The sequence below is a fragment of the Bacillus sp. hwrm1 genome, from assembly GCF_040207805.1.
Lineage (GTDB): Bacteria > Bacillota > Bacilli > Bacillales > Bacillaceae > Bacillus > Bacillus velezensis.
Genome location: NZ_CP157943.1, coordinates 1527817 through 1554540, shown reverse-complemented (window position 1 = coordinate 1554540; position 26724 = coordinate 1527817). Strand labels below are relative to the sequence as shown.

The 26724-nt window shown below is 46.6% G+C and carries 27 protein-coding genes and 1 pseudogene; 9 read left to right on the top strand and 19 right to left on the bottom strand.

Annotated features, from left to right (window positions below; all coding sequences use genetic code 11):
• Window positions 1-661 precede the first annotated feature (661 nt).
• Window positions 662-1192, top strand: a complete 531-nt coding sequence (gene loaP / locus ABK447_RS08125; RefSeq protein ID WP_007408401.1) for an antiterminator LoaP — start codon at window positions 662-664, stop codon at window positions 1190-1192.
• Between the two features lie 335 nt (window positions 1193-1527).
• Here loaP and ABK447_RS08120 read toward each other — a convergent pair whose 3' ends face one another.
• A complete protein-coding gene (locus ABK447_RS08120; protein WP_032866381.1) occupies window positions 1528-2406 on the bottom strand; it encodes a LysR family transcriptional regulator in 879 nt (292 codons plus the stop codon).
• A gap of 138 nt (window positions 2407-2544) precedes the next feature.
• Between ABK447_RS08120 and ABK447_RS08115 the strand changes: the two are divergent.
• From ABK447_RS08115 to ABK447_RS08105, 3 genes and pseudogenes are all read left to right on the top strand, one after another.
• Window positions 2545-2869, top strand: a pseudogene (locus ABK447_RS08115) (GlpM family protein).
• 139 nt (window positions 2870-3008) lie between these two features.
• On the top strand, window positions 3009-4025 hold the full coding sequence (namA, locus tag ABK447_RS08110) for an NADPH dehydrogenase NamA (protein WP_033574131.1): 1017 nt from the start codon (window positions 3009-3011) through the stop codon (window positions 4023-4025).
• 113 nt (window positions 4026-4138) lie between these two features.
• A complete protein-coding gene (locus ABK447_RS08105) occupies window positions 4139-4912 on the top strand; it encodes an alpha/beta fold hydrolase (RefSeq protein ID WP_012117933.1) in 774 nt (257 codons plus the stop codon).
• A gap of 49 nt (window positions 4913-4961) precedes the next feature.
• Here the strand turns inward: ABK447_RS08105 and rpmG are convergent, their stop codons facing one another.
• Both rpmG and rnz read right to left on the bottom strand, forming a co-directional pair.
• On the bottom strand, window positions 4962-5111 hold the full coding sequence (gene rpmG / locus ABK447_RS08100; protein WP_003153246.1) for a 50S ribosomal protein L33: 150 nt from the start codon (window positions 5109-5111) through the stop codon (window positions 4962-4964).
• 75 nt (window positions 5112-5186) lie between these two features.
• Window positions 5187-6113: a ribonuclease Z gene (gene rnz / locus ABK447_RS08095; protein WP_033574132.1), complete on the bottom strand. Its 927-nt coding sequence runs from the start codon at window positions 6111-6113 to the stop codon at window positions 5187-5189.
• Window positions 6114-6321: 208 nt separating this feature from the next.
• On the opposite strand from rnz, the gene zwf reads away from it, so the two are divergent.
• Window positions 6322-7791, top strand: coding sequence for a glucose-6-phosphate dehydrogenase (zwf, locus tag ABK447_RS08090; protein WP_012117935.1), 1470 nt, complete (start codon window positions 6322-6324; stop codon window positions 7789-7791).
• Window positions 7792-7880: 89 nt separating this feature from the next.
• Here the strand turns inward: zwf and gndA are convergent, their stop codons facing one another.
• Window positions 7881-9290 carry an NADP-dependent phosphogluconate dehydrogenase gene (gndA, locus tag ABK447_RS08085; protein WP_007408395.1) on the bottom strand — a complete coding sequence of 470 codons (1410 nt, stop codon included), beginning with the start codon at window positions 9288-9290 and terminating at the stop codon, window positions 7881-7883.
• A 108-nt stretch (window positions 9291-9398) separates the two neighbouring features.
• A complete protein-coding gene (locus tag ABK447_RS08080; protein ID WP_012117936.1) occupies window positions 9399-10643 on the bottom strand; it encodes a DNA polymerase IV in 1245 nt (414 codons plus the stop codon).
• Window positions 10644-10718: 75 nt separating this feature from the next.
• On the opposite strand from ABK447_RS08080, the gene ABK447_RS08075 reads away from it, so the two are divergent.
• Window positions 10719-11000, top strand: a complete 282-nt coding sequence (locus ABK447_RS08075; protein WP_003153239.1) for a hypothetical protein — start codon at window positions 10719-10721, stop codon at window positions 10998-11000.
• Between the two features lie 32 nt (window positions 11001-11032).
• On the top strand, window positions 11033-11869 hold the full coding sequence (locus ABK447_RS08070; RefSeq protein WP_007408393.1) for a membrane protein insertase YidC: 837 nt from the start codon (window positions 11033-11035) through the stop codon (window positions 11867-11869).
• A 113-nt stretch (window positions 11870-11982) separates the two neighbouring features.
• Here ABK447_RS08070 and ABK447_RS08065 read toward each other — a convergent pair whose 3' ends face one another.
• The 3 genes from ABK447_RS08065 to mce are packed head-to-tail and all read right to left on the bottom strand — an operon-like array spanning window position 11983 to window position 15053.
• Complete coding sequence (locus ABK447_RS08065; RefSeq protein ID WP_003153237.1) at window positions 11983-13098, bottom strand: tripeptidase T; 1116 nt, start codon at window positions 13096-13098, stop codon at window positions 11983-11985.
• Window positions 13099-13114: 16 nt separating this feature from the next.
• Entirely contained in the window at window positions 13115-14638 is a 1524-nt protein-coding gene (locus ABK447_RS08060) for an acyl-CoA carboxylase subunit beta (protein ID WP_033574133.1), read from the bottom strand.
• Complete coding sequence (gene mce, locus ABK447_RS08055; protein ID WP_012117939.1) at window positions 14625-15053, bottom strand: methylmalonyl-CoA epimerase; 429 nt, start codon at window positions 15051-15053, stop codon at window positions 14625-14627. Before mce ends, ABK447_RS08060 begins: the two co-directional genes overlap by 14 nt.
• Window positions 15054-15146: 93 nt before the next feature.
• On the opposite strand from mce, the gene prli42 reads away from it, so the two are divergent.
• Window positions 15147-15242: a stressosome-associated protein Prli42 gene (prli42, locus tag ABK447_RS08050; protein WP_007408390.1), complete on the top strand. Its 96-nt coding sequence runs from the start codon at window positions 15147-15149 to the stop codon at window positions 15240-15242.
• A 13-nt stretch (window positions 15243-15255) separates the two neighbouring features.
• On the opposite strand, the gene ABK447_RS08045 is transcribed toward prli42, so the two are convergent.
• The 6 genes from ABK447_RS08045 to brxB all read right to left on the bottom strand — a co-directional run bounded on the left by ABK447_RS08045 (window position 15256) and on the right by brxB (window position 19771).
• Window positions 15256-15786: a L,D-transpeptidase gene (locus ABK447_RS08045; RefSeq protein ID WP_003153233.1), complete on the bottom strand. Its 531-nt coding sequence runs from the start codon at window positions 15784-15786 to the stop codon at window positions 15256-15258.
• A 69-nt stretch (window positions 15787-15855) separates the two neighbouring features.
• Window positions 15856-16809, bottom strand: coding sequence for an aromatic acid exporter family protein (locus tag ABK447_RS08040; RefSeq protein WP_007408388.1), 954 nt, complete (start codon window positions 16807-16809; stop codon window positions 15856-15858).
• Window positions 16810-16885: 76 nt separating this feature from the next.
• The gene (locus ABK447_RS08035; RefSeq protein WP_012117941.1) at window positions 16886-17608 is read right to left on the bottom strand and encodes an amino acid ABC transporter ATP-binding protein; all 723 of its coding nucleotides are present in this window, start codon (window positions 17606-17608) and stop codon (window positions 16886-16888) included.
• The gene (locus tag ABK447_RS08030) at window positions 17601-18260 is read right to left on the bottom strand and encodes an amino acid ABC transporter permease (RefSeq protein WP_003153227.1); all 660 of its coding nucleotides are present in this window, start codon (window positions 18258-18260) and stop codon (window positions 17601-17603) included. The genes ABK447_RS08035 and ABK447_RS08030 overlap by 8 nt, the downstream gene beginning before the upstream one ends.
• A gap of 61 nt (window positions 18261-18321) precedes the next feature.
• Window positions 18322-19089, bottom strand: coding sequence for a transporter substrate-binding domain-containing protein (locus tag ABK447_RS08025; protein WP_007408386.1), 768 nt, complete (start codon window positions 19087-19089; stop codon window positions 18322-18324).
• A 244-nt stretch (window positions 19090-19333) separates the two neighbouring features.
• Entirely contained in the window at window positions 19334-19771 is a 438-nt protein-coding gene (gene brxB / locus ABK447_RS08020; protein ID WP_003153223.1) for a bacilliredoxin BrxB, read from the bottom strand.
• Between the two features lie 178 nt (window positions 19772-19949).
• Between brxB and ABK447_RS08015 the strand changes: the two genes are divergently transcribed.
• Window positions 19950-20846 carry a YegS/Rv2252/BmrU family lipid kinase gene (locus tag ABK447_RS08015; RefSeq protein WP_015240175.1) on the top strand — a complete coding sequence of 299 codons (897 nt, stop codon included), beginning with the start codon at window positions 19950-19952 and terminating at the stop codon, window positions 20844-20846.
• A gap of 44 nt (window positions 20847-20890) precedes the next feature.
• Here the strand turns inward: ABK447_RS08015 and ABK447_RS08010 are convergent, their stop codons facing one another.
• Genes ABK447_RS08010 through buk form a run of 5 tightly spaced genes read right to left on the bottom strand, consistent with a single transcriptional unit; the run spans window position 20891 to window position 26712 of the window.
• A complete protein-coding gene (locus ABK447_RS08010; protein ID WP_094031825.1) occupies window positions 20891-22153 on the bottom strand; it encodes a dihydrolipoamide acetyltransferase family protein in 1263 nt (420 codons plus the stop codon).
• Window positions 22154-22174: 21 nt separating this feature from the next.
• Entirely contained in the window at window positions 22175-23158 is a 984-nt protein-coding gene (bfmBAB, locus tag ABK447_RS08005) for a 3-methyl-2-oxobutanoate dehydrogenase subunit beta (protein WP_003153216.1), read from the bottom strand.
• Window positions 23159-23170: 12 nt separating this feature from the next.
• A complete protein-coding gene (locus tag ABK447_RS08000; RefSeq protein ID WP_015240177.1) occupies window positions 23171-24163 on the bottom strand; it encodes a thiamine pyrophosphate-dependent dehydrogenase E1 component subunit alpha in 993 nt (330 codons plus the stop codon).
• A 22-nt stretch (window positions 24164-24185) separates the two neighbouring features.
• On the bottom strand, window positions 24186-25607 hold the full coding sequence (gene lpdA / locus ABK447_RS07995; RefSeq protein WP_094031826.1) for a dihydrolipoyl dehydrogenase: 1422 nt from the start codon (window positions 25605-25607) through the stop codon (window positions 24186-24188).
• Window positions 25597-26712: a butyrate kinase gene (gene buk / locus ABK447_RS07990; protein ID WP_095532169.1), complete on the bottom strand. Its 1116-nt coding sequence runs from the start codon at window positions 26710-26712 to the stop codon at window positions 25597-25599. Before buk ends, lpdA begins: the two co-directional genes overlap by 11 nt.
• Window positions 26713-26724: the final 12 nt, after the last annotated feature.

The following is a 26724-nucleotide window of genomic DNA, read 5'->3' as shown; positions in this document are numbered from 1 at the left end:
TTCATATATTGACTGGTGTAAATACCGGCATAAAAATAAAAACACAAACGCGTTTGCGATTCAGCACAGGTTTAAAAATCGCAAACGCATTGTGTTTTCCTTTTCTAACATAATTTATATCAAGACATCTTGCTTGTTTACTGAATGTTTCGCATGACAAGCTGCAGTGCCAATATGCCCGAAAACAGCCATGACGGCACACTTCTCCCTTATCATGTATATGTAGATATATACACTACAATCATTTTTATAATCCCTATTTCCTCTTCAACGTGCCGAAACAGCGATTGAAATTTAATAGGTGCTTTACATCAATTTAATAAATTTAACAAATAGTTGCTATTTAAAGAGAATAATATCAATTTATAGATAATAATGTCAAGGAATTATTTCATTATTTTCTGACATTTATTTCACAGTTTTATGTTCGGTGGACAGTCGGCATAATTGTTTCGGGATAAATGTCAGATAATTCCCTGAACCCTTTTCATGTCAAAGAAAATTCATCGCCTCTCTGTCAATTGGGTCTATACTTATTTTTCATTTTCATATATTATGTAAAAAAAAGACGAATTAGAAAAATTTTTAATCATTTTAAATACTATCCATTAAATACTTTCTTTGTATAATAATTTCTTATTATTCTAAGGAGGACCCAGTCATGAAATGGTACGCACTTTTTGTAGAGTCCGGAAAAGAAGAAACAGTTCAAAAATTTCTGCGTCTGCAGTTTGATGAGCAGGCTCTCTACTCAATCATACCCAAGAAAAAAGTCACAGAACGAAAAGCCGGAATCAAATACGAGGCACTCAAAAAGATGTTTCCGGGATATGTGCTGTTTAAAACGAAGATGACAGAGCGGACATTTCATAAAATCAAAGAACTCCCCATTTCATGCAGAATCGTGAATAACGGCGCATATTATTCCAAAGAGCGTAAAACCTATTTCACGACAATTAAGGATGAAGAAATCCTCCCTATCATTAGGCTGATCGGAGAAGGAGACACTGTAGATTATTCAAAAGTCTATATTGAAAATTCAAAAGTAACCGTTGCCTCAGGGCCTCTTAAAGGAATGGAAGGCATTATTAAAAAGATCGATAAAAGAAAAAGACGCGCCAAAATCTGCCTGTCTTTTATGGGACTGGACAAAATGGTCAACGTCGGAATTGAAGTGCTCTCCAAACCCTAGCATATCAAAAAAAGCATCAACAGCATGTGCCGTTGATGCTTTTTTTATATAAACAGACGAAAGCCCGACATCAAAATAACCCCGCTCACCACCGTCACGGTCAGACTTTTTGACATAGTTGACCTGAAGCCGGGCTGCGCCCATGAGGCAAAATCACATTTAGGGGAAGATACATTTTAATCAAGAGCGGTGAATTGACGGTTGAGCTTCATGACGAAAAGCATGTGCTGACTTCGGGCGATGCCGCACAGTTATTTTAATTCCTCGGATGAACCGGTGACATATTTTATGCTGGTCTATTATGCTGAACCGGCTTAAACGCATATCAGGCTTCTTCAGACAGAAGCCTGACGGACCGCAACCCATTCTTGTATGCATTGAATCAGTTTCTGGACAGAAGGTGTCTGCGTCTCCTTTGCATGAGCTGTCAAAATGCCGAGCTGCCTGGAGACATACCGGTCGAACCGTTTGATGAGCACATCACAATCATTCACCAAAAGCTGCGGCAAGATGCTGATCCCCAGATTGTTCCGCACCATTGCAATAATCGCTTCATCCCCTCTGATTTGATAAGCGACCCGCGGCGTAATCTTTTCTTCCTTCAGCACTTTCAGCACATCAAAATGTGTCTCCGGATAAGGCACGATACATTTGACGGACTCCATGACATGTAACGGAACCGTTTCACATTGCGCCAATTCATGCTGCGGGCTCATCACCGCTACAATCTGATCCTCGGCCAACGGGTAAAAATGCCACCTCTCGCTGTGGGATGTGCCGATCGCCGCATCAATCCGGTCATCTTTCAGCCATTCTTCCAGTTCAGTAGAATTTCCTTCAAACAAATGCACCTTAATGGAAGGATACAGCTCATTAAATTCCCTCAAAATTTTCGGCAGCCATTTTACCGCCACGCTCGTAACAGTGCCGAGCCGGACTTCCCCTCTTTCTAACCCATTAATATTATCAACGGTTTCAGACAGTTTTTCATAGTTTTTTTGAATTTCCTTCATAATATGTAACACTTTCAAGCCATTTGCGGTGGGCCTCACTCCATGCCGCTGTCTGATCAAAAGCGGAAAACCGTACTCTTCCTCTAATTTACTGATCATTTGGCTGATGTTCGGCTGTGTGTAATTCAATATGGCAGCGGCTTGGGTCAGGCTGCCGCTTTCAACCGTTTTAATAAAGGCTAAATGCTTCTTTAAATCCAACCGGCTTCATCTCCCAGATATCATTCTTTATTATCCAATGCATTAGTTATATTTAGTTTACTTATACATCAATCAAAAATAAAATGGCAATGTCTCCATCATTATACTTGATAACAAACAGAAGGTGAGCGTTTCAGCATGGGTTTTCTCATTCAATTTTTTATCGGCGGCACCGTTATGGTGGCCGCCGCGTATTTAAGCAAATCGAAATACTTATTTTTATCAGGCGTTATTACATTGCTGCCGATCATGACGTTACTGAATATTCACTTGCAGCTGAAAAAATATGAGCGCCGACGATTTCAGAGCCGCTCAAAAAAACGGAATATTCGGTGCCTTCGGCGCAGTGATCTTCATCAGCAGTATTTTCATCCTGACAAACTGGTTCAAAGGTGGCCACGCAGTCATCGGTGCGTTTCTCATCTATATTTGCTATATGATCGGCTGTAAATGCCTGTTATGAAGATACGGCCACGCTGTGTATAAAAAAATGCCCGTCCAGAACAATAATAACAATGCGCTCAGTCGTGAGCAGTTTATATGACTGAATGATCATGAGTTGTTATAATCAATGTCTAAAAACATTCCGGGAGGCGAAATAAATGGCCAGAAAATTATTCACACCATGGACCGTTAAAGATGTAACGATCAAAAACCGTATTGTTATGGCACCGATGTGCATGTATTCCTCACATGAGAAGGACGGAAAACTGCAGCCTTTTCATATGGCGCACTACATATCGCGTGCAATCGGACAGGTCGGCCTGATTATCGTGGAAGCGACAGCCGTTAATCCTCAAGGGCGCATTTCCGATCAGGATTTGGGCATTTGGAGCGATGATCATATCGAAGGTTTTGCCAAACTGACGGAACAAGTGAAAGCGCAAGGATCTAAAATCGGCATTCAGCTTGCGCACGCCGGACGTAAAGCTGAGCTTGAAGGAGACATTTACGCTCCGTCAGCCATTCCGTTCGATGAGCAGTCCAAAACACCGGCTGAAATGACGACAGAACAAATTAAAGAAACCATTCAGGAATTCAAACAGGCAGCGGCGCGCGCGAAAGAAGCCGGCTTTGATATTATTGAACTTCATGCGGCACACGGCTACTTAATGCACGAATTTTTGTCCCCTCTGTCCAATCACCGTACAGACGAATACGGAGGCTCACATGAAAATCGCTACCGCTTCTTAGGCGAGACCATTGAAGCCGTCAAGGAAGTCTGGGACGGCCCGTTATTTGTCCGTATTTCTGCATCGGATTATACAGACAAAGGGCTGGACATTGCGGATCATATCGGTTTTGCGAAGTGGATGAAAGAACAGGGAGTCGACCTCATTGATTGCAGCTCAGGCGCACTCGTTCAAGCTGATATTAATGTCTTCCCAGGCTACCAAGTGAGCTTCGCAGAGAAAATCCGTGAACAGGCCGAAATCGCAACAGGCGCCGTCGGTTTGATAACGACGGGAACAATGGCGGAAGAAATTCTGCAAAACAACCGCGCTGACCTTATTTTTGTCGCGAGAGAACTTCTGCGCGATCCGCACTTTGCAAGGAATGCAGCGAAGCAGCTGAATACTGAAATACCGTCACCGGTTCAATACGACAGAGCATGGTGATGAAGTGACAGCCGGAGTTTTTCGATCCGGCTGTCTCTTTTTTTATTTTTTGAGAAACGATTGCCGAAGCTTCTCCGTCTTCCCTATAGAACCAATTAGAGGGGATGACTCCAATGAAAGCAGCATGGATGGAAAGGACATATCTGATTGACGGGTGTCCGTTTTATACGAAACACCGTAAAGGCGCCGGCGAAGTGACGATCGTCTTTGAAGCCGGCTACGGCACTTCTTCTGAAACATGGACATCATTACTCGCTGACATAGATGAAGAATTTGGGGTTTTCACATATGACAGAGCCGGAATCGGCAAAAGCGGACAAAGCCGAAACAAGAGAACGGCGGACCACATGGTACAGGAATTAAACGCTCTGCTTCTGAAGGCCGGCGTCAAGCCTCCTTATCTTGTCGTCTCGCATTCATACGGCGCGATTATCAGCAGACTCTGGGCGAGCCGGAACCGCCGGGATATTCTCGGGATGGTGATGCTTGATCCGGTTTCTGAGGATCAGGAGACGAAAGTGCTTCCGCTTCTTCCCGAAGAAATGAAAGCCGCCTATTTGAAACAGTTCATATTGGAAGGATCACACGCGGAATTTTTGACGAGCCTTCGTCAGATCAAGCATCAGCAGATTCATTTCGGCGATATGCCGCTGTTGATTTTATCCTCGGGAGAGCGGGATGAGCGTTTAAAGCACGCTCATGAACAATGGGTGAAACTGCACAGAAGCATGCTTGATGTCTCTTATCAAAGCGGATGGATTCAGGCCAAAAACAGTTCTCATGCCATTCACCACGATGAACCGCACATCGTCCACCTTGCCATTTATGATGTTTGGTGCGCGGTACGCCAGCAAATGAATGCTCCTGCCTATCAGGCGGTAAACTGATAAAACAAAAGCCATTGTGCAACGGCACAATGGCTTTTGTTATCGTGATCTATTTTGTCTCACGATGCAACGTATACTTTTTCAACCGGGGGGAATACTTTTTCATTTCTAACCGGTCCGGATTCGTCCGTTTGTTCTTCGTCGTAATATAATTTCTGTCCCCTGTCTCTGTACAGGCCAATGTAACATTCACACGCATCATTTTCACCCCTTTAAATCGTAATTATTACGTTTTATTATATCTCACCAGAAAAAAATGTCAAGCGTCCATTTTTTAAGACCGCTCCACAGTGACCTCCATGAAGTCAAATGCGATCTTACTGTTTTCAAATACCGCTTTCGCCTCATGTTCGAGACGCTCTATCGGCGATTCACCCTGATACCTTGCGCTGATATGAGTTAAGATCAGCTGTTTGGCGCCTGCTTTTTTTGCCGTTTGCGCAGCCTGTTCTGTCGTCGCGTGATAATAATTATGTGCGAGCTTTGCATCTTCCTTGGCAAATGTCGCTTCATGAACAAGCACATCCGCATTGCACGCCAGCTCCGTTACCCGCTCTGATACCCTCGTATCCCCGGAAAAAGCGACGATTCTCCCTTTTTTCGGGGGTTCCAAAAAATCCCGCCCGTTAATGATTCTGCCATCGTCAAGTGTGACCGTTTCGCCGTTTTTGATTTTCTGATAGACGGGTCCGGGCGGGATATTCATTTCTTTTAATCTGCCGGCCTGCAATGCGCCGGGAATATCCTTTTCCTGAACCCGGTAGCCGAACGCTTCCACGCCGTGAATGACGGATGCTGCGGTAACAATGAATTGCTCATCTTCAAAAACCGTCCCCTCTTCGATTTCAAGTACGGTAAGAGGATACGTCAGATGAGTCGCCGTCACGTTCAGGCTTGTTTCGATAAAGGCTTTAATGCCTTTTGGCCCGTAAATCGTCAGCTCTTCTTCACCGCCCTGAAATGAACGGCTCCCCAACAGACCCGGAAGACCGTAAACATGGTCGCCGTGAAGGTGGGTGATGAAAATCTTCTCAATTTTCCTCGGTTTGATTGTTGTATGTAATATCTGATGCTGAGTGGCTTCTCCGCAATCAAACAGCCATACGGAACGCCTTTCTTCAAGAAGCTTCAGCGCGACGGACGTTACGTTTCTCGTCTTTGCCGGCATGCCGGCCCCCGTCCCTAAAAATAATAATTCCACAATGCTTCCTCCTAGATCTTTGTACTACTAAGGATACAGGATCAGGCTGAAAATGTGAATTCACCCGGGCCTTCTCCGGCCTGATTAATTTTTTTCCGCAAACCGCAAAAAACAGGCTGAAATGTTTGCTTTCAACGAATTTTAGATTTAAAATGAAGGAAATATGCGGGGTTTTAAACCATGCTTCAGATAAAGTGAGGTACTCTAAGTGAAAACAAACGACAAACCAAAAGCAGTAATTGTAATATTTGGTGCCACAGGGGATTTGGCAAAACGAAAACTTTACCCATCCATTCACCGTTTATATAAAAATGGTCAAATTGGTGAAGAGTTTGCAGTTGTAGGTGTTGGAAGAAGACCTTGGTCAAACGAGGACCTCCGGGAAACCGTTAAAACGTCTGTTTCTTCTGCCGGGCAAAAAGACATAGACGATTTCACATCTCATTTTTATTACCATCCGTTTGATGTAACGAATCCGGGTTCCTATCAGGAGCTGAATGTCCTGCTTGATCAGCTTGAACATACATATGAAATCCCGAACAACAGAATGTTTTACTTGGCGATGGCTCCTGAGTTTTTCGGCACTATCGCAAAATCACTTAAAAACGAAGGTGTCACAGCGACAAATGGCTGGTCCCGTCTCGTCATTGAAAAACCGTTCGGCCATGACCTGCCGAGTGCGAAAGAGCTTAACAAAGAAATACGCGAAGCTTTCACGGAAGATCAAATTTACCGGATCGACCATTACCTAGGCAAACAAATGGTTCAAAATATCGAAGTCATCCGGTTTGCGAATGCGCTGTTTGAGCCGCTGTGGAATAACCGCTACATCTCAAACATCCAGATTACGTCAAGTGAGGATCTCGGCGTTGAGGATCGCGCGAGATATTACGAGAAATCAGGCGCACTCCGTGACATGGTTCAAAACCACATTTTACAAATGGTCGCTCTCTTGGCGATGGAACCGCCGATTAAACTGAACACGGAAGAAATCCGCAGCGAAAAAGTGAAGGTGCTGAGAGCCCTCCGCCCTGTCGCTCCAAACGAAGTAAGTGACTTCTTCGTCCGCGGACAATACCAAGCGGGAACGATTGACGGAAACGCTGTACCGAGCTATACAGATGAGCAAAATGTAGCACCGGATTCCAATACGGAAACATTCGTGTCCGGAAAGCTGTTAATCGATAACTTCCGCTGGGCCGGCGTTCCGTTTTATATCCGCACAGGGAAACGGATGAAAGAAAAATCAACGAAAATCGTCGTTCAATTTAAAGACATTCCGATGAACCTTTATTACGGCAATGAAACGAATGTAAATCCGAACCTGCTTGTCATCCATATTCAGCCGGATGAAGGCATCACACTATATCTGAACGCTAAAAAATTAGGCGGAGCCGCACATGCTCAGCCGATTAAGCTGGACTACTGCAGCAACTGCAGTGATGAAATGAACACACCGGAAGCCTATGAAAAATTAATCCATGACTGTCTGCTCGGTGATGCGACAAACTTTGCCCATTGGGACGAAGTGGCGCTTTCATGGAATTTCGTCGATGCGATTTCCGAAACGTGGGCAGCCGACAAAACCCTTTCTCCGAATTATGAAGCCGGGTCAATGGGACCGAAAGCTTCGGACGATCTTCTTGAAAAAGACGGTCTCCACTGGTGGAATATATAAGAAAACATCAAAAACCGCGGCGCCGTTCATGACGGCCCGCGGTTTTTAATATCAGAAAAGCCCCCGCAATAACTGCGGGGGCTTCTTCATTACTTCATCCATTCAGTATGGAAAATGCCTTCTTTATCTGTGCGTTCATACGTATGCGCGCCGAAGTAATCACGCTGCGCTTGAATCAAGTTTGCAGGAAGCACTGCCGTACGGTAGCTGTCGTAATACGCAAGTGCGCTTGAGAACGAAGGTACCGGCACGCCTTGGGCTACGGCAAGTGAAATCACTTGGCGAAGGGCGCCTTGGTAGCTTTCTGCAATGTTTTTGAAGTAGCTGTCTAACAGCAGGTTGTCAAGCTCTGGTTCACGGTCATATGCGTCTTTGATCTTTTGCAGGAACGCCGCGCGGATGATACAGCCGCCGCGGAAGATCATCGCGATTTCACCGTATTTCAGATCCCAGTTATATTCTTCAGACGCGGCTTTCATTTGGGCGAAGCCTTGTGCGTAAGAACAGATTTTACTCATGAAGAGCGCTTTTCTGACCGCTTCAATCAGCTCTTCTTTATTTTCAGTGACAGGCTTAACGTCTGGTCCGGACAGAAGGCTGCTTGCTTTCACACGCTCTTCTTTCATTGCGGAAATGAAACGCGCAAAAACAGATTCAGTGATAATCGGAAGCGGCACGCCTAAGTCAAGAGCACTTTGGCTTGTCCATTTACCCGTTCCTTTTTGGCCTGCTTTATCAAGGATGACGTCAACAAGCGGTTTGCCCGTTTCTTCATCTTTTTTAGTGAAAATGTCAGCCGTGATTTCGATCAGATAGCTGTCAAGCTCTCCTTTGTTCCACTCAGCGAATACTTCGTGAAGCTCTTCGGCAGACAATCCGAGCACCTGTTTCAAAATGAAATATGACTCAGAGATCAGCTGCATGTCACCGTATTCGATACCGTTGTGCACCATTTTTACATAGTGCCCCGCTCCGTCCGGGCCGATGTATGTCGTACAAGCTTCTCCGTCCACTTTAGCAGAAATGGCTTCTAGAATCGGTTTCACGAGTTCGTGCGCTTCCTTTTGGCCGCCCGGCATAATAGAAGGCCCTTTCAGCGCTCCCTCTTCACCGCCTGATACACCCGTTCCGATAAAGTGAATGCCGCTTTCGGCAAGCTCTTTGTTCCGGCGCTGTGTATCTTTATAGTATGTATTTCCGCCGTCAATCAAAATATCGTCTTTTTCCAGATGAGGAAGAAGAGATTGAATCGTCGCATCCGTTGCAGTTCCCGCTTTAACCATTAATAAAATTTTACGGGGTGTTTCAAGAGACTGGACAAACTCCTCAATGCTGTATGTACCGACAACATTTTTGCCTTTTGCCTCTTCTAAAAACTCTTCCGTTTTGCTGCTTGATCTGTTGTATACAGACACAGAAAATCCCCGGCTTTCGATGTTAAGAGCCAGATTTTTACCCATTACCGCAAGACCGATAACTCCGATTTGTTGTTTTGACATATTCTAACGTCCCTTCTTCAAACGTTTAACCATTTTAAAATTTAAATTAAAATAAAATGATATTTATACTAAAGAAATTATCATACATAACCCCTTTTTTCAAGTTATTCACCTTTTCTTTTCATCCTGAAAAAAGTCTCTGTTAAAGCTCGTTCCCCTTGTTTTGCTTTCTTCTTTTTTTATAACGGCGCCTTTTCTGATCAGGTTTTGGCCGTACTTTTCATTCAGCTCGTTCATCATCTGAAAAATCGGCTCATCCTTTGCGTCCTCCTTGAATGAAAACAGATCAAGCTGTTTATACGCCTGCTGTTTTTCAACCAGTTCCGTTCCGGTGATGCCGAGAAGCCTTACCGGATTTTGGTTCCAGTGCTTGTCAAACAGTTCCATCGCCGCTTCCATGATGTCTTTTTTCTGATCAGCCGGATTGCTGAGGGTCATGCTTCTTGTGACCGTTTTCCAATCCGCATACCGAATCATGATGAACAGCCGGCAGGCCATGACCTCCTTACGCTGGAGCCGTTCGCTCACAGACAGCGCGAGCCGGTCAAACACGCCCGTTAATTCATCCCAGTCAGCCGAATCATGCGACAGGGTGGATGAGTTGCCGACGCTTTTAAATTCATATATCCGCTCGGGATTGACTTCTGCAGGATGGATGCCGTTCGCTTTATCCTTCAGCCTCGGGCCGTTTATGCCGAGAAGCGTTTTCAGCGCATGTTCATCTCCTTTTGCCAAATCACCGATCGTTTTGATGCCGAGCGTTTTTATTTTTTCCGCAGTTTTCGTTCCTATACCGTGCATCTCTTCAATCGGAAGAGGCCATAAGACGTCCGGCAGCTCTCTTTTTCTTAAAATGGTGATGCCGAGCGGTTTTTTCATGTCAGAAGCCATTTTGGCGAGAAATTTATTCGGGGCGATGCCGATGCTTGACGGAAGCAAAAGCTCTTTTTGCAGTCTCGCCTGAATGTCTTCGGCTGTCTCATACGCCCTGTGGCTGTGCGGTGTGTCCGTAATATCCATGTATCCTTCATCAATAGAAACAGGCTCGACTAAATCCGTATACTCCCTCAGAATGCTGAACATTTCTTTTGACGAACTCCGATAGCGGTCAAAATTCGGAGGCACGACGATGAGTTCCGGACAGAGGCGTTTTGCCCGCCACACCGGCATGGTGGTCTTTACGCCCCGCGCTCTCGCTTCATAGCTGCAGGTGACGATGATTCCTTTCCGTTCCTTCACGTTTCCGGCAACGGCGATAGGTTTTCCTCTTAAAGACGGATCATACGCCATTTCTACGGAGGCATAAAAACTGTTCATATCGATATGAAATATAATTCTCCCTTTTCCGGCCACTCCCGGCGCCTCCTTTCCTTTCATAGACAACCTTATATATATGTAGTAAAATAAGAGCTGAATGGATGTGATAAAATGATTCTTGAGTCAATGAATGACTTTTTATTTTTAGTCGATTTTTTCACAATTATTCTTCCCGCTCTGACCGCGATCGGCATCGCTTTTCTATTGCGTGAGCGCCGCGCAGGCGAGCATTGGAGAACGAAACGAATAGATGAACATCAAGCAGTCGTTCAGCTGAACCGAACAGACTTTCTTATTATTATATATCATCGCATTACAACTTGGATACGTAAAGTCATCCGCATGAATTCACCGGCGAATGATGATGAAGATGTCAGCTTCCTCCTTTTATAACGGCAAGTGAAGATAAAAAGGAGGAGACATAATTGTCTAAAACATATCAAAAATGGATCGCATTCGGATTGTTTTTTATCGTACTGTGCACAGGCCGCTCGGCTTTTGCAGCGACATCTCAGACTCAGACGGGAGGCCTCGGGAATATCGGTTTTTTCCACGATTACCTGATCGAGCCGTTTTCGGCACTTTTAAAAGGTGTGGCGGGCCTGTTCCACGGTGAGTACGGATTGTCGATTATTCTGGTGACGATTATCGTCCGGATCGTTGTACTGCCTTTGTTTGTGAACCAATTTAAGAAACAGCGGGTGTTCCAGGAAAAAATGGCTGTGATCAAACCGCAGGTCGACAGCATTCAGGCTAAAATGAAACAAACGAAAGATGCGGAGAAACAAAAAGAACTGCAAATGGAAATGATGAAGCTTTACCGTGAGCACAATCTGAATCCGATGGCAATGGGATGTCTTCCGATGCTGGTGCAATTCCCGATTTTGATCGGTTTTTATTACGCCATCCGCTCAACGCCGGAAATCGCTTCACACTCATTTCTGTGGTTCAGCTTAGGGCATTCTGATATTCTTGTATCACTGTGCGCGGGGGCCATGTATTTCTTACAGGCTTATATTTCCCAAAAATTAAACGAGAAATATTCACCGGCTGCTCAAAATCCGGCCGCGATGCAGTCAGCAAAAATCATGGTCTTTATTTTCCCTGTCATGATGACCGTTTTTTCACTTAACGTACCGGCTGCGCTGCCGCTTTACTGGTTTACAAGCGGACTGTTTTTGACAGTGCAGAATGTACTTTTACAGCAGACGCATCATAAAAAGAAACAAGCTGCGGCTCAGGCGGAGCCCGCCAAATCATAATACTGAAACCCTGCCCGAACCTATCCGGCAGGGTTTTTTCTTGTATCTGCAAGGCTTTAAACCAATTATCATGAAGAATGAAAAAAGCACCCAAACAACTGGGTGCTTCGTTTTTAGTTGGCCGCTGTTTCGATAATGGCAACGACCATTTCCGCCGTTTTGACGAGCTCTTCAATCGGCATTTTTTCATTTTTCGTATGGATTTGTTCATAGCCTACTGACAGGTTGACTGTCGGAATGCCGTGGCCGGCAATGACGTTTGCGTCACTTCCGCCGCCGCTTGTCTGAAGTTCGCTCGGCCGGCCGATTTTTGCCGCCGCTTTTTTCGCGACTTCCACAACCTGATCGCCGTCCTGATATTTGAAACCCGGATACATGACCGCGATGTCCACTTCCGCGCGGCCTCCCATCTCAGCTGCAGCAGATTCGAAAGCTTCTTTCATTTTCTGCACTTGCGCTTCCATTTTTTCAGGCACTAATGAACGCGCTTCAGCCAGAATATCAACCTGATCGCAGACGATATTGGTTTGCGTGCCGCCTTCGAAACGTCCGATATTAGCCGTTGTTTCTTTATCAATACGGCCGAGCGGCATTTTAGAGATTGCTTTTGATGCGATTGTAATCGCGGAGATGCCTTTTTCCGGTTCTACCCCCGCATGAGCCGTTTTCCCGAAAATGGTTGCTCTCACTTTCGCTTGTGTCGGTGCGGCTACAATAATGTTGCCGACTTTTCCGTCTGAATCAAGCGCAAAACCGTATTTCGCGGTAATGTCTGAACGATCCATTGCTTTTGCCCCGACTAATCCCGATTCTTCTCCGGCCGTGATAATGAATTCAATGGTGCCGTGCTCGATGTTTTGTTCTTTCAGCACTTTAATGGCTTCAAACATTGCGGCAAGTCCCGTCTTATCATCAGCGCCGAGAATCGTCGTGCCGTCGGATTTTACATAGCCGTCTTCCACAATCGGCTTAACGCCTTTGCCCGGGACAACCGTGTCCATGTGCGATGTGAAATAAATCGTATCCGCATCTTTTGTGCCCTTTAACGTACAGATTAAGTTGCCGGCTCCATGCCCCGTCACTTCTTTTGTATCATCTTCTTTTACGCTCAATCCTAAATCAGTGAATTTTTGTTTGAGCACCTTGCTGATTTCCGCTTCATGTTTTGTCTCTGAATCAATTTGAACGAGTTCAAGAAATTCTTCAAGCAGACGTTTTTCGTTTACCATTTTCAGTTCCCTCCGTTTAAAGCGGTATATTACCGTGCTTTTTTTTCGGTCTTTCCTCTTCCTTATGCGCAAGCATGTCAAATGCCTGAATCAATTTTTTCCTCGAGTCTTCCGGCCGGATAATATCATCCACCATTCCGCAGGCCGCCGCTTTATACGGACCGGCGTTTTCCTTTTCGTATATGGCTTTTTTTTCGCGCTTCGTTTTCTCCGGGTCCTCAGAAGCCTGTATGTCTCTGCTGTATAAAATCGACGCCGCGCCTTCCGCTCCCATCACGGCGATTTCCGCATTGGGCCAGGCGAATACAAGATCTGCCCCGAGCCCTTTCGAATTCATGGCGACATAGGCGCCTCCGTAAGCTTTTCTGATGATGAGCGTCACTTTCGGCACCGTCGCTTCGGCAAAAGCATACAGCAATTTTGCTCCGTGACGGATGATTCCCGCATGTTCCTGCTGAAGGCCCGGAAGAAATCCAGGAACATCAGCGATCGTCAATAGCGGAATATGAAACGCGTCGCAAAAACGGATGAATCTCGACGCTTTGTCAGCGGCATCAATCGTGAGGCTCCCCGCCAAGTGTTTCGGCTGGTTTGCGACAACACCGACTGTACGCCGTCCGAGTTTCAGAAAACCGACAGCAATGTTTTTGGCAAAATACGGCTGAATGTCAAAAAACGTTCCGTCATCCGCCAGCTCTTTTATTACCTGTAACACATCGTAAGGTTTCGAACTGTCCGCGGGAACGAGGGTGTTTAATAACGGTCTGGCGTCTTCCTTTTTAACGGGTGATGCCGTCTGTCCGCCGTGCGGGAGATAAGAAAGCAGGGTTTTCACAGCGGAAAGAGCCTCTTTTTCCGTTCGTGCGGAATAGTGGGCATTTCCGCTTATCACATTATGTATACCCGCACCGCCTAAACTTTCCGCGTCAATCTGTTCACCCGTAACCTGTTCAATGACTTTCGGGCCTGTAATAAACATGTGCGACGTATGTTCCGCCATAATCACAAAATCCGTCAATGCGGGTGAATAAACAGCACCGCCGGCACACGGCCCAAGGATGACAGAGATTTGCGGAATCACTCCCGAGTAAAGGACGTTGCGCCTAAAGATATGACCGTATCCATTTAATGATACCACACCCTCTTGAATTCTCGCACCACCTGAGTCGTTCAGCCCGATGATCGGAGTTTTATTTTTCGCCGCCAGATCCATTACCGCCGCGATTTTTTCCGCATGTGTCTCGCCGAGCGTCCCGCCGAGTACGGTAAAGTCATGGGCAAACAAATACACGGGCCGTCCGTCAATTGTGCCGTATCCGGTAACAACGCCGTCTCCCGGAGCATTCTGGCATCCGGGCATGCGGCTTTTGGCAAACGGCTGCAGCTCTGAAAAACTGTCTTCGTCCAATAAATAGTCAATTCTTTCTCTTGCCGTCAGCTTGCCTTTTTTGTGCTGTTTTTCATTTTTTTCCGCTCCGCCGCCGTTTGTTAAAAAGGAACGTCTTTCGTTTAAGTGTCTGATATGATCACTCATGCTCATCTTGAGTTTCTCCTTTTTCAATTGTTTCACAAAGCTCAATCAGGACCCCGTTCGCCTCTTTTGGAGAGAGAAATGCGATCTTCTTCCCGCCCGCTCCGTTTTGCGGTTCATGATGGATTAAAGTCATGCGGCATGCTTCAAGCTCCTTGATCGTTTCCTTCATATCGGCGCAGCGGAATGCCAAATGATGCAGTCCTTCGCCTCTTATCTGTAAAAAAGAGCTGACGGGAGACGCGTCCGACAGCGGCTCAATCAGCTCAAGCTTTGTGCCTCCCGCTTCTAAAAAAGCAACTCTCACATTTTGGCCGCTTACCAGCTCGTCTCCCATATACGTAAGCCCGAGCATCCGTTCGTAAAATCCTCTCGCAGCTTCAATAGAGCTGACGGCAATGCCGACATGATCAAGTTTTTTCATAGCGCGGCCACCTGCTTTCCGCCATAGGATATGGCTTGTTCATACAAGCAAAACACGTTAAAATGATAGACAGTAATCTTAAGGAGTGAAACAATGTCTCAAAAATTTATGAAAAGCGCCGTCATCGTCATTTTGGGCGTATTTATACTTTCAACCCTCCTCTCAGGCATTATGATGTATTTGCGGTAAAAAAGCAGGCGCCTCATTGCAAGGGGGTTTCCTGCTTTTTTATGAGGGCTTTCCGCTCTATTGCAATGTCCTCGAATGAGCGGTTTTCTTTTGTAATCAACACTTTCGTTCCGGGAGGGATAATCCGGAAAATACGGATGACATCCCGGTTTTTCATACGGATGCAGCCGTTTGAAACAAACCCCCCGATCAGCTCTTCTCTGTTTGTTCCGTGAATGCCGTATATCCTGCCGTCGGTGCCTTTCGCGTCAAAACCGATCCAGCGGACGCCGAGCGGGTTTTCCGGCGCGCCTCCCTCTACATTTTTCTTCCGGTAATACGGATTGACGGCTTTGACCGTTACCGTAAATTCTCCTTCAGGCGTCAAATCATCCGTTTTTCCCGTCGCCACCTGATAAATGCCTTCTATTCGGTTATCCTTCACAACAGCAAGCGCATTTGTGGCTTTATTGACGATAATATAAGGGTCACCCGGCAAAGGGTTCGCGCCAAGCGGCCAAAGCGGAGACAGCAGCAGGGCGGCTGACAATAAAAAAAATCGCATGGGCTCCCCTCCTTTTTTCATTAGAATGACCAATGAAAGGAGGACTCATGCGATTAATCCATATGTTTTTTACAGCTTGATGCCTTTGAAATAACTTTTAATCACGAGATATTGTTCCATCTCACCGAGGAGGTGAAACAAAGCCGCCCGCGCTTCAAACTCCTCGCGCGTTGCCGGGAGCGGCATTTCTTCAAATTCCGTTCTCATTTCTGCAAGTCTTTTTAAAAATTTATGAGCGGTATTGCCGGGGTGAATGGCTTCCCTTAATTCATGGATGAAATGGGCGATTATTTTGCCCTGCTCCACCGTTATTGAAATAGAGGTAATCTTCGGCAGCAGCCGTTCAATGATTTCAAATTGTTTCTGTCTCATCTTAAAATAATGATAGTAAAGATTTTCATGGCGCAAAATATGATTCTGCACGTCCCGATAGGCGAGGTTTTTCGCCTCTTGAATCATCTGATGCGTCTCCGGTATTTCCTTCCCCGACCAATCTTGCTCACCAGTTAACAAATACCGTTCGATTTCGGCGAAGATGACGGAAAAGTTGTCCTCAATTTTTTTCCGGTATGCCGCGAGTTTTCTGTCGAGGCTCGGCATATACAGATTCATTAACAGCGCGACGCCGATACCTACGGTGATCAGCTGGAACTCATTCCAGATAAACGCCATCGTAATGCCGCCGGACATATATAAATGAAGAATGATTACTGAGCTGGTGACAATTCCTTCGTTTATTTTTAAAACGACTGTAGTCGGAATGAACAGCACCAGCAATATTCCGATCGCAAACGGATAATAGCCGATCAGCCCGAAAAAGACATATGAGAAGACGATCGCCAATAAACAGGCGGCAAATCGGGCCCACGAGGCCTGAAGCGACCGCTTTTGCGTAATCTGAATGCACAATATGGTGATGATTCCTGCGGATGCGAAGTTTTGCAGATGCAACAGCTGGGCTAAATAAATGGCCAGCGCCGTTCCAAGTGCGGTCTTTAGTGTGCGGTAACCGATTTTAAACATTGCTTGCTCCATTCTGTTTGTTTCTTTCTCAAAAAAAAGAAGAAGAGCATTCTTCTTCTTTTCTTACAGTTATATTTTATAATATTTTTTCTAAAAAGTCCTGTGCTCTTTTTGACTTCGGAGAAAGAAAAAATTCTTCCGGCTGCCCGTCTTCCACGATCGTCCCTTCATCCATGAATAATACGCGGTCTGCCACTTCTTTGGCAAATCCCATTTCGTGCGTTACGATCACCATCGTCATGCCCGTCTGCGCGAGCTCTTTCATCACCTCAAGAACTTCTTTGACCATTTCCGGGTCAAGAGCCGAGGTCGGTTCATCAAACAGCATGATGTCAGGATTCATGGCAAGCGCACGCGCGATGGCGACCCGCTGCTTCTGTCCGCCTGACAAACGGTTCGGATAGTCGTTCCGTTTGTCAAGCAGTCCGACTTTTTCAAGGAGGGCGCACGCCTTTTCCTCCGCCTCGTTTTTAGACTCTTTCTTCACGCTGACCGGCGCGTATGTGATATTTTCAAGCACCGTTTTATGAGGAAACAAATGAAAATGCTGAAATACCATGCCGATATTTTCCCGCACTTTCAGTTTATTCGTTTTAGCTGCGGTAATTTCATTTTCTTTAATGGCAATCGTTCCGCCGCTCGGGGTTTCGAGCAGATTTAAGCAGCGCAGAAACGTTGATTTGCCGGAACCGGAAGGGCCGATGACAGCGACGACTTCCCCTTCTTCGATCTGTGTTGAAATGTTTTTCAGTACTTCATGTTTCCCGAATGATTTTGACAGGTTGTCGACCTTAATCATTGGCTTTCAGCTTCCTTTCTACGCCTTTTCCGATGAATGCTAAGATCAAAACGAGCACGTAATAGATTAAGCCCGCCACAATAAGAGGTTCTAAATAGTTGTATGTTGCGGCGCCGGACTGGTAGGCCCGTCTCATAATGTCGCCAAGACCGATAACTGTGACGATCGCCGATTCTTTCGTTAAGGTGATTAATTCGTTAATAATGGCCGGAGAAATGTTTTTAAACGCCTGCGGCAGCAGCAGATCTTTCATCATTTTTCCGTACGGCACGCCGAGAGCGACGGCAGCCTCTTTTTGTCCTTTGTCAATTGCGTTGATTCCCGCTCTGATAATTTCAGAGACGTAAGCGGCTGAATTGAGCGATAATGCGGTGACCGCCGCCCAAAATTGATCGATCTGAAAGCCCAGAAGCTGCGGCATACCGAAATAGATGATCATCAGCTGCAGCACGAGCGGCGTGCCGCGGAATATCGAAGTATAAAAATCCGCAATCCATTTCAGCGGACTGATCGTGCTGATTTTAAATAAGCTGAGCACGATGCCTAATACAAGACCGATGACCGCTGAAACGAGCACAATTTTTAATGTGACCGCAAGGCCTTCCAATATAAAAGGAATTTGGGGGATTGTCGCTGAGAAATCCAAATTCATACGTGTGATCTCCTTTGTCTTTATTCAAGATAAAAAGCTCAACGAAAAGTTGAGCTTTCTTTTATTTCTCGTTGGTGAACCATTTTTTCTTCAGTTTTTCGATTTCTCCGTTTTTCTCCATTTCTTTCAGCGCTTTGTTGAACTTCGCTGTCAGATCACTGTCTTTGCGGAACGCAATCGCGGAACCCGATTCGTCTGATTTCGCATCTGCTGACGCAAAGCCCTGCAGATCTTGATTTGAACTGAAATAGCCTTGTGCTACGATGTCTTCGATAATCGCGGCATCAAAACGCCCGGATTTGATCTCTTCGGTTAAGTCTGAAATCCGGTTGCGGTCTTCGAGCTGAAAACCGTATTTCGAAGCGAGCTTCTTGCCTTTTTCCTCTTGAATGGAGCCGAGCTGAACACCGACGGTTTTGCCTTTCAGATCATTCAGGGATTTCATGCTGCTTCCCTTTTTCGTAACGATCATATTGTTAGCAGTATAATAAATATCAGAAAAATCAACTTGCTTTTTCCGTTCCGGTGTAGGTGTCATTCCAGATAAAATCATATCTACCTGCTTGGACTTCAAGGCTGTAATCAGGCTGTTGAAGTCCATGTCCTGCACCTCAACGTCATAGCCGGTCTTTTTGCCCAGAGCTTTTGCCAGATCAACGTCAAACCCGGTGATCTGATCGCCGTCTTTATATTCAAATGGTTTATAGTCAGCCGATGTACCCATAATCAGCTTGTTCTTTCCGCCCTCAGAGCCTGAATTGCCTGATCCGCAAGCGGACAGCGCAAAGGTGATACATGCGGCAGCTAATACCAACAGCCATTTCTTCATGATTCATTTCCCCCATATCTACTGATCTCTTAAATTTGAATATTTATTCGTTAACTTGTATTTTAAACACTTTTTAATTGTGATGCAATACTATTTTTGAAAAATATATTTTCCTTTCTGTGTTCATTATAGTCATTGTTTTTCAGATTAGTGACAGCTGAACGCCGATGTATAAATATTTATATTTATACAGATTCCATATAAAAAACCCCGCAAGCGCTTGGCTCCGGGGTTTTTCTTTCACTTATACTTCTTCACAATATTCTTCAAATGCTTCCTGCAGTTTTGTGACGACGGCCATCGGCTCATGGCCTTCAATTTCATGGCGTTCCACCATTTTCATGATTTTCCCGTCTTTTAAAATGGCAAATGACGGAGAGGACGGCGGATAGCCTTCAAAGTATTCTCTCGCTTTGGCTGTCGCTTCTTTATCCTGTCCGGCAAATACCGTCACAAGCTGATCCGGGCGTTTATCGTAATGTACGGAATGGTACGCGGCAGGCCGTGCAATACCGCCTGCGCATCCGCACACAGAGTTGACCATGACGAGTGTCGTTCCTTTTTTCGAAAGCGCTTCGTCCACTTCCTCAGCGGTTTTCAGCTCTGTATACCCGGCGGCCGTGATTTCCTGGCGGGCTTGACGCACGACATCATTCATAAATAAATTAAAATCCATATTCAACTGGGACCTCTCCTTTTTGATCATCTCTTCTTATGATAGCAAGGAACCTCCCTATCGGCAAATGACACCGCTCATATCCAATTGTTTTTTGTCCCTTTTATGTTCCCGATGTAAGTTTATGACCCTTTAAAAACGGGAAACTTGTTAAGGAGATTGTCTGAAATAAAGGAGCAGTCATATGAGCCAACGGAAAGCAGTTTTAATTTATAACGGAAACGCCGGTCAAAAACAGATTGATAAAACGCTCGGCACGGTCGTCCCCATTTTGGCCCAGTCAGCTGATGAACTTTTGATTAAACCGACCAAACATCAGGATGATGCCCGTCAGTATTGTGAAAATCTCGACAGTTCAGTTGACCATTTATATATTTTAGGCGGAGACGGCACTGTGCATCAATGCATCAACAGCATCAGCAAGCTTGATCACAGACCCGCTGTCGGCATTTTGCCGGGAGGAACGTGCAACGATTTCTCACGGGCGCTCGGCATCCCGCAAAACCTTCAAAAGGCCGCTGAAGCGCTCGCGGCCGGACATAAACGGATGATTGACGTCTGTAAAACGGATGACGGCTATTTTCTGAACTTCTGGGGCATCGGACTGATCACCGAAGCATCAAGCCATATTAATGAAACTGAAAAAGCATGGCTTGGTAAAATCAGCTACTTCACGAGCGCCTTGCGGACGATGACAAGCGCGAACCCGTTTCCTGTCAAATTGACGATTGACGGCGAGGTGAAAGAAGACGAAGCCGTAATGGTGCTTGTCATGAACGGGCATTATATCGGGACAAACAAAGTTCCCCTGCCTGATGCCAGCCTCCAGGACGGCTTAGCCGATGTGTTAATCTGCCGCAACACAAGCCTTGCCGCGTTGCGGGAGCTGATGACGATGGAGCAGGGTTCGTTTGATGATTTCAAAGGGGAGCTGTCCTATATTCAGGCCTCCAGGATTGAAATCGAAACCGGACGTGAGATGGACGCGGATACAGATGGCGAGGTATACGGAACAACACCTTGTACGATCGAAGTGAAAAAACATCATCTCACTATGATTGTTCCCGAGGATTCACAATGAAAATAAAAAAACTCCTTTTGCCGCCCGGGCAAAAGGAGTTTTTTTTAATAGACGGAAGTATGTTCATCAATGTTTTCTAAGATCTCTTTGACGCGTCCGAGGAATCGGCCGCACACGAGCCCGTCGAGCACTCTGTGATCTAAAGACAGGCAAAGATTAACCATATCACGAACGGCGATCATCCCGTTATTCATGACAACCGGACGTTTGACGATAGATTCTACCTGAAGAATCGCCGCCTGCGGATGGTTGATAATGCCCATAGATTGAACTGAGCCGAAAGATCCCGTGTTATTGACGGTAAATGTGCCGCCCTGCATATCTTCCGCGGTAAGTTTTCCGTTTCTCACTTTTTTCGCAAGGTCCGTTATTTCTCTGGCTATGCCTTTAATCGTTTTTTCATCAGCATGCTTAATAACCGGAACAAACAGCGAATCTTCCGTGGCAACGGCAATGGAGATGTTGATGTCTTTCTTTTGGACGATTTTGTCTCCCGCCCACATGCTGTTCATCTGCGGGAACTCCTTGAGAGCCTGCGCCGCCGCTTTTACAAAGAAAGCGAAAAACGTTAAATTGAAGCCTTCTTTCTGTTTAAATGAGTCTTTAATGCTGTTTCTGTACGCCGTCATGTTCGTGACGTCCACTTCCATCATCGTCCAGGCATGCGGAATTTCTGTTTTGCTTTTATGCATATTGGCGGCGATGGCTTTTCTGACGCCTGTAACCGGAATTTCAATATCACCGGCTGACAGAGCGGGTGCCGGCGCTTGTTTTTGCTGTTGTTTCGGCGCTTGTTGCGTTGTTTGAACGGCAGTCGGCACCGGTGCTTCCGACTTCTGCTTCATTCCCGAATCAATGATCTTTTGAATGTCTTTTCGCGTAATTCTTCCGCCTGCACCCGTTCCTTCAACTTCTTCAAGCTGAATGCCGTGTTCTCCCGCTAACCTGAGCACGGCCGGCGAATAACGCGCTTTATTTGACTGATCTTTACCTTGACGGTTTGCATCTGTGTCTGAAGGGGTATTCTGCTCTTCTTCCCGCTTCGGCGCCGCTTCGGTTTCCGTTTCTTCTGTTTCAATTTTGCAGATGATCTCGCCGACTGCAAGAGTCTGGCCTTCTTCTCCTACAAGTTCTCTAATCGTACCGGTAAAAGAAGACGGCACCTCCGCGTTCACTTTATCTGTCATGACCTCCGCGATGGGGTCATATTTATTCACTTGATCACCGGGGGATACCAGCCACTTGCTGATCGTCCCTTCCGTCACGCTCTCTCCGAGCTGAGGCATAGCCATTTGTTCAATCGCCATGTCAAAAACCTCCTTACGTCTTTAAAACTCCGCTAATTCTCTCATCGCGGCTTCTGCTTTGTCAGGATTCATCATGAAGTATTTTTCCATTGTCGGCGCATAAGGCATTGCCGGAACATCAGGACCTGCAAGCCGCTTGATCGGCGCGTCTAAATCAAATAAGCAGTTTTCAGAAATAATAGCGGCGACCTCGCTCATAATACCGCCTTCTTTCGTATCTTCTGTGATCAGCAATACTTTTCCCGTTTTAGACGCGGCTTCAATGATGGCTTCTTTATCTAACGGATAAACCGTACGCAAATCTAATACGTGTGCGGAAATTCCGTCTTTTTCAAGGCGCTCGGCAGCCTGCAGAGCAAAATGGACGCATAATCCGTACGTAATAACAGTAATGTCGCTGCCTTCGCGTTTTACATCCGCCTTTCCGATCGGAAGGACGTAATCATCCGCAGGGACTTCGCCTTTAATCAGACGGTACGCCCTCTTATGTTCGAAAAACAGCACCGGATCTTCGTCACGGACTGCAGCTTTCAACAGCCCTTTTGCGTCATAAGGAGTTGAAGGCATGACAATTTTAAGGCCCGGCTGGTTGGCAAAAATAGCCTCCACAGATTGGGAATGATACAACGCGCCGTGCACGCCGCCGCCATAAGGCGCTCTGATGACCATCGGACAGCTCCAATCATTGTTTGAACGGTAGCGTATTTTTGCCGCTTCTGAAATGATTTGGTTGACCGCAGGCAGAATGAAATCGGCAAACTGCATCTCGGCAATCGGGCGCATGCCGTACATCGCGGCGCCGATGCCGACACCGGCAATCGCTGATTCAGCAAGCGGCGTATCCATCACCCGCTCTTCTCCGAACTGTTCATAGAGACCCGCCGTGGCTTTAAACACGCCGCCTTTTCTCCCGACGTCTTCCCCGAGAACAAACACGCGCGGATCTCTTTCCATTTCTTCTTTCATTGCTGCATTAATACTGTCAATATAAGACATTACAGACATAAGTATTCCTCCCTACTTCGCATAAACGTGATCAAGCGTTGATTCAGGAGATGCGTATGGCGCTTTCTCCGCTTCGTCTGTCGCTTCGTTTACGATAGCCATGATGTCATCCAGCATGGTCTTTTCTTCTTCTTCACCTAGAAGCCCGGCTTCTTGCAAGTATGCTTTGTATAAAAGAAGCGGATCTTGTTTCTTCGCTTCTTCTACTTCTTCGCGTTCTCTGTAGCTGCTGTCGTCGTCATCACTGGAATGCGGCGTCAAACGGTAGGAAACCGTTTCTATTAATGTAGGGCCTTCGCCTTTAGACGCCCGTTCGCGCGCTTCTTTTACGACCCGGTAAACTTCCAGCAGGTCGTTTCCGTCAACAGTGACTCCCGGCATGCCGTAGCCTGCCGCCCGGTCGGATATTTTCTCGCACGCCACCTGTCTGTCATACGGGACAGAAATAGCATACTTATTGTTTTCACACATGAAAATGACCGGCAGTTTATACACGGCGGCAAAGTTTGCCCCTTCGTGAAAATCCCCCTGGTTGGAAGATCCTTCTCCAAAGGTAACGAAAGAGACGATATCCTTTTTATCCATGCGTCCCGCAAGCGCGATTCCGACTGCATGAGGAACCTGCGTCGTAACAGGGGATGAGCCCGTTACGATTCTGTTTTCCTTTTGCCCGAAGTGGCCCGGCATCTGCCTTCCGCCTGAGTTCGGGTCAGCTGCTTTCGCAAAACCCGACATCATCAAATCCTTTGCAGTCATACCGAATGCAAGTACAACCCCTATATCTCTGTAGTACGGAAGCACATAGTCGGTATCACGGTTTAAGGCATAGGCCGCGCCTACTTGCGCCGCTTCCTGTCCTTGACATGAAACAACGAACGGAATTTTGCCCGAGCGGTTTAAGAGCCACATTCTTTCGTCGATTTTTCTGGCTAACAGCATGGTTCTATACATTTCAACGGCTTCTTCGTCAGAGAGCCCTAATGCTTGATGGCGGTTTGTAGTCATTCAAACCCCTCCTTCTTTCCTTTTAAAAATGAATCGCGTTTCCGTCTGCGGCGAACGCAGCTTCTCCAATCGCTTCTGACAGCGACGGATGCGGATGTATGGATTGGCCGATTTCCCAAGGCGTCGCGTCGAGCACCTTGGCAAGCCCCGCTTCAGAGATCATATCGGTGACGTGCGGACCGATCATATGGACACCGAGAATATCATCTGTATTCCGATCGGCGACGATTTTGACAAAGCCATCGCTTTCTCCGTATACAAGAGCCTTTCCGATCGCCATGAACGGAAACTTCCCGATCTTCAGTTCATGCCCTTTTCGAAGAGCTTTCTCTTCTGTCAGACCGACGCTCGCCGCTTCCGGATTTGAATAAATACATTTCGGCACAAGAGCGGCATCAAGCGGAGCCGGATTAAGACCCGCCATATGCTCAACGGCAATGATGCCCTCACGGGAGGCCACATGCGCAAGCTGCAGCCCGCCGACAACATCACCGATCGCATAAATGTGCGATTCCTTCGTCTGTCCGGCTTCGTTCACGATGATAGAACCGTTTTCCGCTTCAATATCCGTGTTTTCAAGCCCGATCCCTTCAATGTTCGGCTGGCGGCCGATGGAAACAAGCATTTGTTCCGCGTGATACGTTTCTTTTTTTCCATTCTTTTCAGCGGCAATTGAAACGCCGTCCGCTTTTTCCAATGTATCCGGAAGCACTTTCGCACCCGTCACGATCTTAATTCCTTTTTTCGTTAACAGTTTTTCCATCTCACTTGAAATATCACGGTCTTCCGTCGGCAAAATGCGGTCTGCATATTCAATCACAGTGATATTGACGCCGAAATCGTTCAGCATGGATGCCCATTCAATTCCGATGACACCGCCGCCGACGATCATCATGGATTGGGGCAGACGTTCAAGCTCTAACGCTTCATCTGATGTCAGAATATATGTACCGTCTGCTTCTAAACCCGGCAGCATTTTCGGCCTTGAACCGGTTGCGATAATCAATTGTTTCGGTATCAGCATGTCGTTTTCTTCACCATTTGCGTATTCGACGGAAACCGTACCGGGAAGAGGTGAGAAGATGGAAGGGCCGAGCATACGTCCGTACCCGTTGAATACATCAATCTTCCCCTTTTTCATCAAGTGGGCGACACCGCCGGCCAGCCGGTCAACGATTCCCTGCTTTCGTTTTTGCACGCTGTCAAAGCGGAGGGAGACACCTTCCGTTTCAATGCCGAATGCTGCCGCTTCCTTTGCGGTTCGGTACACTTCCGCGCTTCTTAACAGCGCTTTACTCGGGATACATCCTTTATGCAAGCATGTTCCGCCAAGCTTTTCTTTTTCTACAACGGCCGTTTTTAAGCCGAGCTGGGCCGCTCTGATGGCGGCTACATAACCGCCCGTGCCGCCGCCCAGAATGACCACATCATACTCAGTCGCCATTTGTTTTCACTCCTTCGCCGATCTGATATTGCTTTGACTGCTCCTCACCGGCTAAAACCCGAAGCGCGCCTTGCGCGAGAGATTGCAGTTCATTTTCTCCCGGGTACACCAGTACATCCGAAATCCAATCTATGTACGATTTGATGGCGGATACAAAACTTTTCCCGTACGCCAATCCGCCCGTCAGGACGATAATGTCTACTTTTCCTTTTAAAACGGCGCTTGCCGCCCCGATTTCTTTTGCTACTTGATAAGCCATGGCGTCATAAATGAGACGCGCGTTTTCATCGCCGGCCTGAATGCGTTTTTCCACCTTCACCGCGTCCGTTGTCCCCAGGTAGCCGGAGAGTCCGCCCGTGCCGACAAGTTTTTTCATCATATCGGCTTTTGAATACTTGCCGGAAAAACACATTTCTACCAAATCACCCGCCGGAACAGTTCCCGCGCGCTCCGGGCTGAAGGGTCCTTCTCCGTGAAGCCCGTTGTTGACATCCGTCACCCGTCCGCAATCATGGACACCGACTGTGGTGCCGCCGCCCATATGAGTGACGATCATCTTCATCTGTTCATACCGTTTGCCGAGGGACGCCGCCGCCTGACGGGCAACAGCTTTTTGATTCAAAGCATGGAAAATGCTTTTCCGCTTGATTTCAGGCATTCCTGATACTTTAGCGAGCGGAGTCATCTCATCCACCACGACCGGATCGACGATATACGCGGGGATATTTAATCCGTCAGCTATTTCCCTGGCAATAATTCCGCCCAGATTAGAAGCATGCTGGCCGTTGTAGCCGTTTTTCAAATCAGTGATCATGGCGTCATTCACTTCATATGTGCCGCCCTCAATCGGTCTGAGCAGGCCGCCCCTGGCACAAACGGCATCGAACTTTGAAATGTTGATGCCCTGTTCGTGCAAAGACTCAAGAATGCTTATTTTTCGAAATTCGTATTGGTCGATGATGCTGTTAAATGTTTTCAGCTCTTCTTCGGGATGCCGCAGCGTCTTTTCAAAGATACAGCGTTCATTGTGAAAGACACCGATTTTCGTTGATGTTGAGCCTGGATTCAGAATGAGAATGCGTTTTTCCTTTTCGAACATTTTCATACCTCCAGATCA